This window comes from Stenotrophomonas sp. GL_111, assembly GCF_057835245.1.
Genome location: NZ_CM174421.1, coordinates 3,314,381 through 3,326,586 on the forward strand (window position 1 = coordinate 3,314,381; position 12,206 = coordinate 3,326,586).

9 protein-coding genes are annotated in these 12,206 nt (G+C 67.8%); 7 read left to right on the forward strand and 2 right to left on the reverse strand.

The window, feature by feature from the left end:
* Nucleotides 1–20: 20 nt before the first annotated feature.
* Entirely contained in the window at nt 21–4,121 is a 4,101-nt protein-coding gene (gene hrpA, locus AC3IPM_RS14720; RefSeq protein ID WP_489300729.1) for an ATP-dependent RNA helicase HrpA, read from the reverse strand.
* Between the two features lie 89 nt (nt 4,122–4,210).
* Between hrpA and AC3IPM_RS14725 the strand changes: the two genes are divergently transcribed.
* The 6 genes from AC3IPM_RS14725 (at nt 4,211) to AC3IPM_RS14750 (ending at nt 11,262) form a co-directional block, all read left to right on the forward strand.
* Nucleotides 4,211–4,759, forward strand: a complete 549-nt coding sequence (locus AC3IPM_RS14725; protein WP_489300730.1) for a Dps family protein — start codon at nt 4,211–4,213, stop codon at nt 4,757–4,759.
* 484 nt (nt 4,760–5,243) lie between these two features.
* Nucleotides 5,244–7,046: a DNA helicase RecQ gene (recQ, locus tag AC3IPM_RS14730; protein WP_489300731.1), complete on the forward strand. Its 1,803-nt coding sequence runs from the start codon at nt 5,244–5,246 to the stop codon at nt 7,044–7,046.
* A gap of 94 nt (nt 7,047–7,140) precedes the next feature.
* Nucleotides 7,141–7,539, forward strand: coding sequence for a CopL family metal-binding regulatory protein (locus AC3IPM_RS14735; protein ID WP_489300732.1), 399 nt, complete (start codon nt 7,141–7,143; stop codon nt 7,537–7,539).
* 105 nt (nt 7,540–7,644) lie between these two features.
* On the forward strand, nt 7,645–9,432 hold the full coding sequence (locus tag AC3IPM_RS14740; protein ID WP_489300733.1) for a copper resistance system multicopper oxidase: 1,788 nt from the start codon (nt 7,645–7,647) through the stop codon (nt 9,430–9,432).
* Nucleotides 9,429–10,472, forward strand: coding sequence for a copper resistance protein B (locus tag AC3IPM_RS14745; protein WP_489300734.1), 1,044 nt, complete (start codon nt 9,429–9,431; stop codon nt 10,470–10,472). The genes AC3IPM_RS14740 and AC3IPM_RS14745 overlap by 4 nt, the downstream gene beginning before the upstream one ends.
* 277 nt (nt 10,473–10,749) lie before the next feature.
* A complete protein-coding gene (locus tag AC3IPM_RS14750) occupies nt 10,750–11,262 on the forward strand; it encodes a GNAT family N-acetyltransferase (protein ID WP_489300735.1) in 513 nt (170 codons plus the stop codon).
* 46 nt (nt 11,263–11,308) lie between these two features.
* Here AC3IPM_RS14750 and AC3IPM_RS14755 read toward each other — a convergent pair whose 3' ends face one another.
* A complete protein-coding gene (locus AC3IPM_RS14755; RefSeq protein WP_489300737.1) occupies nt 11,309–11,602 on the reverse strand; it encodes a TFIIB-type zinc ribbon-containing protein in 294 nt (97 codons plus the stop codon).
* Nucleotides 11,603–11,787: 185 nt separating this feature from the next.
* Between AC3IPM_RS14755 and AC3IPM_RS14760 the strand changes: the two genes are divergently transcribed.
* Nucleotides 11,788–12,189 (forward strand): response regulator, encoded by a 402-nt coding sequence (locus AC3IPM_RS14760; protein ID WP_489300739.1) that lies wholly within the window; start codon nt 11,788–11,790, stop codon nt 12,187–12,189.
* Nucleotides 12,190–12,206 lie beyond the last annotated feature (17 nt).

The window sequence follows — 12,206 nt, forward strand, 5'->3', positions numbered from 1 at the left end:
ACGGCACGGGGTGATCCGGATCAGGCCTGGCGCAGTGCCGTCACGCGCTGGGCCAGCTTCTTGGCGGAAATGCCGGTTTTGGCGCCCAGCTCCTGGGCGAACAGCGACACCCGCAGTTCTTCCAGGTCCCAGCGCAGTTCCTGCCACTGCGGCCGCTGCCGCAGCCCGCGCGCCTCGGCCTCGGCCAATGCATCGATGAACGGCCGCAGCTCCAGCATGCGTGCCTGGTCACGCGGCGGATCACGCTTGGCGCGCTCGCTGCGCAGGATCATCGCGCGCAGATAGCGCGGGAACTGCGCCAACGCGGCGGCCGGCGTTTCGCGCAGGAACCCGGGATGCACCAGTGCCGCCAACTGCTGCTCCAGGTCGTCCAGGTTGCCGCGGGCCCAGCCCATCAACGGCGAGGCCAGCAGCGGCTTCAGTTCGGCCACGTGCGACAGGATGTTCTCGGCCAGCTTCAGCCGCGCCATCGCCTCGCCGAACAACTGCCTGCCCGCCGTATCACGGCGTTTGGCGAACGTGGCCGCATCGCGGATCTCGCCCAGCCCTTCGTCCAGCTCGGCATTCATCGCGGCATCGACCAGATCGCCGCGCAGGCGTTCCTGCGATTCAATCGCGGCATACAGCAGGCCGGTCTTGGGCGGTACCGGCAGCTGCTTGCGCGCCTGTTTGGCCTTGTCGGCCAGGGCGATCTCAAGCAGGCGGCGCACGCCACGTGGATGCTGTTCGGCCGCTTCATTGCGATCGGCGAAGATCCGCAACGCGGCCGTCTCGCCCTCGTCCACCAGCGCCGGATAGGCCGGCACCCCGGCCTCGCCCGGCACCTGGAGCGGAATGGGCGTGGGCGGGAAGTCACGCAGCCCATCGACGGCCAGCGCACGGCCCGCACGCGCGGCAAACGCATCGCCGGCGCTCGCGCCAAAACGCGCGCGCAGCCCGTCCAGGTCGCGCGAACTGGCCAGCAGTTTGCCGTCGGCGTCGTACAGGCGCAGGTTCATGTGCAGGTGCGAGTCCACCGCGGCGTCGTCGAAGTCGGTGGCGGCCAGCTGTGCACCGGTGGCACGTGACAGGAAACGCGCCAGCTCGCCACGGATGTCGTCCGCGCTCGGGTCCGGGAATGCTTCAGCGAACGCGCGGCCGAAATCCGGCGCCGGCACGTAGTTGCGCCGCATCGCCTTGGGCAGGCTGCGGATCAGCGCGGAGGCCTTGTCGGCAACGAAGCCTGGCGCCAGCCACGACAACCGTGCCGCATCCAGTGCATTGAGCAGGTGCAGCGGCACATCCAAGCTCACGCCATCGTCGTCGCTGCCCGGTTCAAAGCGGTAGTGCAGCGCCAGCCGTGCATCGCCCAGTGGCAGGTATTTGGGATAGCGCTCGGCATCACTGCCCTCGCCCGGCAACAGATCGGCCAGCGTCCAGGCCAGCGCGTGGCGCTTGTCCGGCGTCAGTGCCTTCCACCAGGTATCCAGCGCGGTGGCCGAATGGATCTCCGCCGGCACCCGGTCCAGGTACCAGCGCGCCTGCCAGCCGTCATCGGCGACGATGCCGGCGCGGCGCAGCTTGGCTTCCTCTTCGCGCGCCTGTTCCAGCACCTTGAGGTTGTCGGCGATCACGCTGGCGCGGGTGTTGATCTCACCGGTCACCAGGCCCTGGCGCACGAAGATGTCGTGCGCTTCGCCCGGCGCGATGCGGCCGAAGTGCACCGGCTTCTTCGGCGCCAGCACCAGCCCGAACAGACTGATCTGCTCCGACGCCAGCACCTGTCCCTGCGCGCGCGACCAGTGCGGGTCGAAGTGCTTGCGCAGCAGCAGGTGCGGCAGCTCGGCGATGACCCAGTCCGGCTCGATCGCGGCATTGGTCAGGCCCCAGATTTTCTGGGTATCCAGCAGCGTGGCGGTCAGCAGCCACGGCGGCGGCTTCTTGGCCAGCGCCGAGCCCGGGAACGGCAGGAAACGGCGCTGACGCGGGGCGAGGAAATCGCCCTTGTCGCTGCGATGGCCGATCTGCGTGGGCAGGCCGGCGATCAGGGCCTTGTGCAGATTCTGGTACGCCGCCGCGCGGACGCGTTCGCTGAAACTGTCGCGCGTGGCATGGGCCGCCGGTGCTTCCGGCGCCCCCTGGGCTGGCGCGGGCGCAGGTTCAGCCTTGCCCTCGCGGGCCAATCGCGCCGCACGGTGCAGCTGGCCACGGGTGGCCTTGGCCTTGGCTTCGTCATCGCGCGCCGGCGCCGGTGCGCTCGAGCCAGCCAGCAGCGGTGCCATCGCGTTCTCGGCGGCCTCTTCGGTCCAGCCCAGTTCCTCGCACTGCAGGCGCAGCTGGCGGTGCAGCTCGCGCCACTCGCGCATGCGCAGGAAACCGAGGAAATGGCGCTCGCACCAACTGCGCAGTTTGGACTGGGTGAGGTCTTCATGGGCCTGGCGGTAGCCATCCCACAGGCGCAGCACCCCAACGAATTCCGAGCGCCCATCGGCGAACAGCGCATGCGCGTTGTCGGCCGCCCCGCGCGCCTCCGGCGGGCGCTCGCGCGGATCCTGGATACCCAGGAACGAGGCGATCACCAGCATCGGCCGCAGGCAGCCGGCGGCCTGTGCGGCCACCAGCATGCGGGCGAGTTTGACGTCCACCGGCAGGCGCGCCATCTGGCGGCCGACCGGCGTCAGCCGGCGCTCGGCATCCACCGCACCCAGCTCACCGAGCTGCTGCCAGCCATCGGCGATGGCGCGCTCATCGGGCGCTTCCAGGAACGGGAAGTCCTCGATCCGGCCCAGGCCCAGCTGCAGCATCCGCAGGATCACCCCGGACAGGCTGGAGCGGCGGATCTCCGGATCGGTGAATTCAGCGCGCGACTGGAAATCCGCTTCCGCATACAGCCGGTAGCAGATGCCTTCGGAGACGCGCCCGCAACGCCCCTTGCGCTGGTTGGCGCTGGCCTGGGACACCGCCTCGATATGCAGCCGGTCCAGCTTCTGGCGCGGGCTGTAGCGCTTGATCCGGGCCAGGCCGGGATCGATCACATAGCGGATCCGCGGCACGGTCAACGAGGTTTCGGCCACGTTGGTGGCCAGCACGATACGACGCTTGCCGCCCGGGTTGAAGACCTGGTCCTGGTCCTTCACCGACAGCCGCGCATACAGCGGCAGCACTTCGGTTTCGCGGTACTTGCGCCGCTCCAGCGCCTGGTGCGCATCGCGGATTTCGCGTTCGCCGGGGAAGAACAGCAGGATGTCGCCACGCGGGTCGAGCCGGGTGATTTCATCCACCGCCGCCACGATGGCTTCATTGACGGTGCGCTCGCCATCGCGGTCGCCCCCCTCGCCACCGGACTCGCCTTCCAACGGGCGGTAGCGCACTTCCACCGGGAAGGTGCGGCCTTCAACGCTGATCACCGGCGCATCGTCGAAATGCTGGGCGAAACGCGAGGTATCGATGGTCGCCGAGGTGACGATCAGCTTCAGGTCCGGGCGCTTGCGCAGCAGCTGCTTGAGGTAGCCGAGCAGGAAGTCGATGTTGAGGCTGCGTTCGTGCGCTTCGTCGACAATGATCGTGTCGTACTGCGACAACCAGCGGTCGCTGCTGATTTCCGCCAGCAGGATGCCGTCGGTCATGAACTTGATGCGGGTGTCATCGCCGACGCGGTCGGTGAAGCGTACCTGGTAGCCAACCGTGGTGCCCAGCTCAGACTTCAGCTCCTGCGCGACGCGGGTGGCCACCGCACGTGCGGCAATCCGTCGCGGCTGGGTGCAGCCGATCATGCCGGCCTGGCCGCGGCCCGCCGCCAGGCACAGCTTCGGCAGCTGGGTGGTCTTGCCCGAACCGGTTTCACCGGCGATCACGACGACCTGGTGGTCGCGGATCAGCGCGGTGATGCGCTCGGCTTCACGCGCAATCGGCAGGCTGTCGTCCAGACTGATTGTTGGCTGATGCTGCGCGCGTGCCTGACGGCGCTGCACGGATGCCTGCAGGGCCTGCTCGAACGCGGCCGCCACGCCGGCATCGTCCGGTTTGGACTGGTAGCGCGACAGCAGGCCGAGCAAGCGGCCACGATCACGGCTCATGCCACGATCAATGGCGGCACGGTGTTCGCGCAGGCGCGGAGAAGCGGGTTTGTCGATAGCACTCATCAATCGAATCGTTTAGAACTTTGATCACTACTGAAAGCGTAGTCTGATCTATTGTGAAGGCCATCCCATCCACAAGGAGGATTTCCCCCATGGCGAAGACCAAGACCCCGGTCAAGAAGCAGACCGGAAAGCAGAAGCTGGCAGCGGCGGCCCCGTCGGCCCCGAACATTGATATCGGGATCAAAGAGGGCGATCGCAAGAAGATCGCCGATGGGCTGTCGGCCTTCCAGGCGGACGCATTCACGCTCTACCTGAAGACCCACAACTTCCATTGGAACGTGACCGGGTCGATGTTCAACTCGCTGCACACCATGTTCGAGACCCAGTACACCGAGCAGTGGGCAGCCCTGGACGACGTTGCTGAACGTATCCGTGCGCTGGGCTTCAATGCCCCGGGCTCCTACCGCGAGTTCGCGGCCCTGACCTCGATTCCCGAGGAAGCCGGCCTGACCGACAGTGCGGACTGGCGTGAGATGGTACGCCAGTTGGTCACCGCCAACGAGGCCGTGTGCCGTACCGCCCGCAAGGTGCTGGACGTGGCCGACGACGCCGACGACGCCCCGACCGAAGACCTGATGACCCAGCGCCTGCAGACCCACGAAAAGTACGCCTGGATGCTGCGCTCGCTGCTTCAGTAACGCATCTCGCTCCACCCTGGATGGCCGCGAAAAGCGTTGGCGTTTCATCCTTCCGGAGTGGGCGAGGAAAGCCTGGCCCTTGCGAGACACGCCGTAAACCCGTCCCTGGGGGCTCGATCGCGGCATCCATGCCGCTCACGGTCCCGCAAGGGCCAGGCTTCCCTCGCCCCGACGCAGTCCCGTGAACGGTGGGGAAAACCAGGTTCAGAAGCCACAGGCGCCCACGGGCGCCTGTTTTGGTTTCAGGATTCTGCCACCTCTCCATGGCACGGGGTGAGTGAGTTTGCGGGGCCGTCCACAACATGGATGTTGTGGCCGAGCTTACAGGGACGTACTTGCAGCGTGCCCCGCAAACCCACCCACCCCGTGCCAGTTCCCCGAAAAGTGAAGCCATAGGCTTCGGCTCTGGCCCCGCAGATCCACCTACAGTCCGATCCGTCATCGGAGGACACGACCCGCCTGCCCGCCGGGGTAAACTAGCCCGATGTCTTCCCGCCCCGCGCACGAGCTCCTCAACCGCATTTTCGGCTACGACGATTTCCGCGGTCCGCAGCAGGCGATCGTTGAACATGTCGCCGCCGGCAATGACGCCCTGGTATTGATGCCCACCGGTGGCGGCAAATCGCTGTGCTACCAGGTCCCGTCCCTGCTCCGCGACGGCACCGGCATCGTCATCTCCCCGCTCATCGCCCTCATGCAGGACCAGGTCGAAGCCCTGCGCCAGCTGGGCGTCCGCGCCGAATTCCTCAATTCCACCCTCGATGGCGACACCGCCGCCCGGGTCGAGCGCGAACTGCTCGCCGGCGAACTGGACATGCTCTACGTCGCCCCCGAGCGCCTGCTCACCGGCCGCTTCCTGTCCCTGCTCGCGCGCAGCCGCATCGCCCTGTTCGCCATCGACGAAGCCCACTGCGTCTCCCAGTGGGGCCACGACTTCCGCCCCGAGTACCGCCAGCTCACCGTCCTGCACGAACGCTGGCCCGATGTACCGCGGATCGCCCTCACCGCCACCGCCGACCCGCCCACCCAGCGCGAAATCGCCGAGCGCCTGGACCTGACCGGCGCCCAGCACTTCGTCAGCTCCTTCGATCGCCCCAACATCCGCTACACCGTCGTCCAGAAAGACAACGCCAAGCGCCAGCTGCTGGACTTCCTCAAGGTCCATCGCGAGGAAGCCGGCATCGTCTACTGCATGTCGCGGCGCAAAGTCGAGGAAACCGCCGAGTTCCTGTGCAAGGAGGGCATGAACGCCCTGCCCTACCACGCCGGCCTGCCCGCCGAGGTGCGCGCCGCCAACCAGCGCCGCTTCCTGCGCGAGGACGGCATCGTCATGTGCGCCACCATCGCCTTCGGCATGGGCATCGACAAACCCGACGTCCGCTTCGTCGCGCATACCGACCTGCCCAAGTCGATGGAAGGCTACTACCAGGAAACCGGCCGCGCCGGCCGCGACGGCGAACCCGCTGAAGCCTGGCTCTGCTATGGCCTGGGCGATGTGGTGCTGCTCAAGCAGATGATCGAGCAGTCCGAAGCCGGCGAAGAACGCAAAACCCTGGAGCGCTCCAAGCTCGACCACCTGCTCGGCTACTGCGAATCCATGCAGTGCCGCCGCCAGGTGCTGCTGGCCGGCTTCGGCGAAACCTATCCCCAGCCCTGCGGCAACTGCGACAACTGCCTGCAGCCGCCCGATGCCTGGGATGCCAGCGTCGCCGCCCAGAAGGCCTTGAGCTGCGTCTACCGCAGCGGCCAGCGCTTCGGCGTCGGCCACCTGATCGACATCCTGCGCGGCGGCGAGAACGACAAGATCCGCCAGTTCGGGCATAGCGAACTGAGCACCTACGGCATCGGCAAGGACCTCGACGCGCGCACCTGGCGCAGCGTGTTCCGCCAGCTGGTTGCCGCCAGCCTGCTGGAAGTGGACAGCGAAGCCTACGGTGGCCTGCGTCTCACCGACGGCAGCCGCGAGGTGCTCAAGGGCCAGCGCAAGGTGATGATGCGCCGCGAAAGCCCCAAGGCCCGCGAGCGCGACCGCAGCGGCCAGCGCACCGGCCTGTCGGTGCTGCCGCAGGACCTGGTCCTGTTCAACGCGCTGCGCAGCCTGCGCGCCGAGCTGGCCAAGGAGCAGAACGTCCCCGCCTTCGTGATCTTCCACGACAGCACCCTGCGCAACATCGCCGAACAGCGCCCCACCAGCATCGACTCGCTGGGCCGGGTCGGCGGCATCGGTGGCACCAAGCTGTCGCGCTACGGCGAGCGGCTGGTCGATATTGTCCGCGAGCAGGGCTGATGCCAGCGCGCGCCGTGACGGACCGGGCTCCAGGGTTGAACGCCGCGTTCAGCCACAGGTGCCTGTTCGCCGGATTGGCGCTATGGTGACGCCCATGACCGCCGGTAGCCTGCTCCTGCGAGTGGTATTGATGCTCAGCCTGTTGCTCAACGGGCTGAACGTGGCCATGGCCGGCCCCATGACCCTGGCCATGGCGCAACCAACCGCGCCCCAGGCCGAAGCCCCGCCCTGCCACAACCCGCCCGGCGCCGTGGCGATGTCGCATGCGCACCACGCCATGCTGGCCGAAGGGCCCAGTACCCAGGCCCCGCACGACGGCGACCACTGCAAGATCAAGGATTGCCTGCGCAACTGCGCCCAGCAACCCAGCCTGACCGCGCAGATCGCCTGGATCCCCAGCGCACCGCCGCTGGCCAGCGCCCCGGCCAACACCCCGCGTCCCACGCCGCCCACGCTGCCGCTGGACCGCATCACCCGCCCTCCGATCGGCTGATCCGGCGCTCGCCGCGAGCGCCTGCCTGACGTCCTGGCCCCACGCCTGCGCGTGCGCGGCCCTGTCGGCACCCTGCGTGCCATTCGGATCTGTTTCGGAGTTGCAATGTCTTTCCCAACCAAACCCGGCCCGGGCGCCCTGCCCATGCCGTCGCGCCGCCTGTTCGTGCAGGGTGTCGCCGCCGGTGGCGTCGTCGCCAGCCTGGCCGCCACCGCGCTGCCCACCCGCGCCTTTGCCGCTGCCGGCCCCAGCGTCGCCACCGCCCCGCAGGTGCTCAGTGGCCATGACGTCCAGTTGAGCATCGGCGAATCGCTGGCCAACTTCACCGGCCGCACCCGCCCGGCGATCACCGTCAACGGCAGCCTGCCCGCGCCGATCCTGCGCTGGCGCGAAGGCGACACCGTCAACATCCGCGTGGCCAATACGCTGCAGGGCCACCCCACTTCGATCCACTGGCACGGCATCCTGCTGCCGGCCAACATGGACGGCGTACCGGGCCTGAGCTTCAACGGCATCGCCCCGGGGGAGGCCTACCAGTACCGCTTCACCCTCAAGCAGTCGGGCACGTACTGGTACCACAGCCATTCGATGTTCCAGGAACAGGCCGGTCTGTACGGCGCGCTGATCATCGACCCGCTGCAGCCGGCGCCGTACCGCTACGACCGCGAGCACGTGATCATGCTGTCCGACTGGACCGACATGGACCCGGGCGCGCTGTTCCGGCGCATGAAGAAGCTGGCCGAGTACGACAACTACTACAAGCGCACCCTGCCTGACTTCCTGCGCGATGTGCGCAAGGACGGCTGGGCGGCGGCCACTGCCGATCGCGGCATGTGGGGACGCATGCGGATGACGCCGACCGACATCTCCGACATCAACGCCCACACCTACACCTACCTGCTCAACGGCACCGCCCCGGCCGGCAACTGGACCGGCCTGTTCCGCAGCGGTGAAAAAGTACTGCTGCGCTTCATCAATGGCGGCTCGATGACGTATTTCGACGTGCGCATCCCCGGCCTGAAGATGACCGTGGTGGCCGCCGATGGCCAGTACATCCATCCGGTCAGCATCGACGAGTTCCGCATCGCCCCGGCCGAAACCTTCGATGTGATCGTTGAACCCACCGGCCAGGATGCCTTCACCATTTTCTGCCAGGACATGGGCCGCACCGGCTATGCCGCCGGCACCCTGGCGGTGCGCCACGGCCTGCAGGCCCCGATTCCCGCGCGCGACCCGCGCCCGCTACTGACGATGAGCGACATGGGCCACGACATGGGCGGCGCCGGGCACGACATGGCCGCGATGAAGGGCATGGAAGGCGGCTGCGGCGCCAGCATGGGCCACGCCGGCCATGGCGGCAGTGACAAGACCCCGCGCCACCCGGCCAGCGAAAAGGGCAACCCGCTGATCGACATGCAGAGCTCGGCCACCGAGCCCAAGCTGGACGATCCGGGTATCGGCCTGCGCGACAACGGCCGCCAGGTACTCACCTACGGCGCGATGCACAGCCTGTTCGCCGATCCCGATGGCCGCGAACCCAGCCGCGAGGTCGAACTGCATCTCACCGGGCATATGGAAAAGTTCAGCTGGTCCTTCGACGGCATCCCCTTCGCCAGCGCCGAACCGTTGCGCCTGAACTACGGCGAGCGCATGCGCATCGTGCTGGTCAACGACACGATGATGCAGCACCCGATTCACCTGCACGGCGTATGGAGCGACCTGGAAAATGCCGACGGCGCCTTCCAGGTACGCAAGCACACCATCGACATGCCACCCGGCACGCGCCGCACCTACCGCGTGCGCGCCGATGCGCTGGGCCGCTGGGCCTATCACTGCCACCTGCTGTACCACATGGAAGCAGGGATGATGCGCGAAGTGAGGATCGAAGAATGAGCACGACCACGCACCTCCTTCCGCGGCGCTTGGCCGGCGCCCTGCTGATCGCACTCAGCGCACCGGCCTGGGCACAGTCGCACGTCCATGCGCAGACGCCGCCGGTCGCGCAGAGCGAACCTGCGGCAACGGCACCGGTGGACCATTCGAAAATGGATCATTCGAAGATGGACCATGCGCAGACGGCCCCGTCGAAGATGGCGCCCGACACCGTGGACCATAGCCAGATGGACCACGCGGGGATGGACCCTGGCAGCATGGACCACGGCCAGATGGACCATTCGAACATGGACCACACGCCGCAGACATCCGCCGCGCCGACCGAACCGCTGGAGCCGATTCCGCTCGTGACCGCGGCCGATCGCATCGCCGCGTTCCCACCGATCGCACACGATGCGATGGAACACCCCCCCGAGATCCACAGCATGCTGCTGGTCAACCGGCTGGAGCAGTGGGATGGCCAGCATGGCAACGGCCAGGCCTGGGAAGCCAGCGGCTGGGTCGGCGGCAACATCAACCGCCTGTGGCTGCGCAGCGAAGGCGAGCGCAGCGGCGGCCGCACCGAATCGGCCGACCTGGAAGTGATGTACGGGCGTAGCGTGTCGCCGTGGTGGGATGTGCTGGTGGGCGTGAAGCAGGACTTCCGCCCGGCCGATTCACGCACCTGGGCCGCGATCGGCATCCAGGGGCTGGCCCCGTACAAGTTCGAGACCTCCGCCACCGCCTACGTCGGTGAAGGCGGCCAGGTGGCGGCCACGGTCGAGGTGGAATACGAGCTGCTGCTGACCAACCGCCTGATCCTGCAGCCGTTGGTCGAGGCGACCTTCTCGGCCAAGGACGAGCCCGAGTACGGCAATGGCAGCGGTCTCAACAAGGTCGAAGCCGGGCTGCGCCTGCGCTACGAGTTCAGCCGCCGCTTCGCGCCCTACATCGGCATCAGCCACGAACGTCTGTTCGGCGACACCGCCAACTACCACGAGGCTGCCGGGGAGCGCGCCCGCGACACCCGCTGGGTGGCCGGCGTCCGCGTCTGGTTCTGATCGAACGGTGAAAAAAGATCCCGGGCGCGCAGGGGCGCCCGGGACAACAGGGGTCGTGCATGCCGGATCCGACGGGCCGCGTGCGGGGCGTCACAGGCGGCCCGCGTTGCGCGGTTCCGGCCTGTCCGACACCCGGGCGTGCCTTGCTCGTTGGCAGACCCGGGTATTGATTGGATGCGCCCGGGCGGAAGTTCCGCCATTGCCGGGATCATCGCCGTCCCGGCCACCGGTGGCGTGATGCCGTAAGCTGCGGCCCCGCCCCGCTGACACGTGCCCCATGTCCCTGCAGATCCGCCGCGCCACCCCGGCCGACGCCGACACCCTGTCGGCGATCGCCATTGCGACCTATACCGAAACCTTCGGCGATTCCTATCCGGCGCAGGACCTGCAGGCATTCTTCGACAACCACTACGCACCGGCGCCGCAGCGGCGTGAGCTGGAAGACCCGCGCAGCGCGGTGTGGTTGCTGGAAGCCCACGGCCAGGCGGTCGGCTACCTGGCCGCCGGCCCGAATGGCCTGCCGCACAGCGACGCACGGCCGGGCGATATCGAACTCAAGCGCCTGTACGTCCTCGCCAGCCACCAGGGCGGCGGCCAGGGCGCGCGCCTGATGGAGACGTTCCTGCAGTGGCTGGATCAGCCACGGCGGCGCACGTTGTGGGTCGGCGTGTGGTCGGAGAATTTCGGCGCGCAGCGCTTCTACGCGCGCTACGGCTGCACCCAGGTGGGCAGCTACGACTTCATCGTCGGCGACAGCCACGACCTGGAATTCATCCTGCGCCGGCCCTGAGCGTGGCCGGCGCGAAGACACGTGCCCCGATCAGGGCATGCGCGGATCAGAAGTCGAAGATGTCCGACAGGAAGCTCTCTTTCTTCTTCTTGCGGTAGCCCTGCTGGTCAGCGTACGGCTGCTGGCCCAGGTGGCGGGTATCGCGATGCTGCACCGACGGCGACGGCGGCGGCGGCGTGGCCGCACGCACCGGCGCGGCAGCACCGGCCGAGCGCTCGATGATCTTGTCCAGCTCGCCACGATCCAGCCACACACCACGGCACTGCGGGCAGTAGTCGATTTCGATGCCCTGGCGCTCGGACATCACCAGCGCCTGGGTCTTGCATACGGGGCATTGCATCGGCATCGCTCCAACAGTCAAACCCCGACTCTACCCTGCCCCGGCTGAGCGCAGTGCAACGGACGGGGAGGTTGCGCGGTGCACGCACCGGCAACTGAACGGCCATCGCGCCTGCACGGCCCGCTCACCGGCGCCCCGTCCATACTTGCGCGCCGCTACCGGCCACGCCCCAGGAATATCACGTCATGTTGTTGTCCAAGCGCCACGTCGCACCACGCGTGCTGTTGATCGAAGACACCGAAGACACCCGCGAACTCAGCCGCATGGCGCTGGAAAGCCAGGCCTGCGATGTGGCGGCGGTCAGTTCCGCCGAAGCCGCGCTGGGCCTGCTGCAGGCCGGCGAACGCTTCGACCTGGTGTTCACCGATGTCTGCCTGGGCGGACTGGACGGGATTGCCGCCGCACTCCAGATCAAGCAGTACCAGCCCGGGTTGCCGGTGCTGGTCACCTCCGGCCTGGACCCGGCCCGGGTTACCGCGCAGCTGCGCGAGGGCATCCAGTTCCTGCCCAAGCCCTACACGATGAGCGAACTGTTGGACGCAATCCAGCGCTGTTTCGCAGAACAGGACGCCGCGCAGGCCGCCTGATTATCCGGCCCACCGGC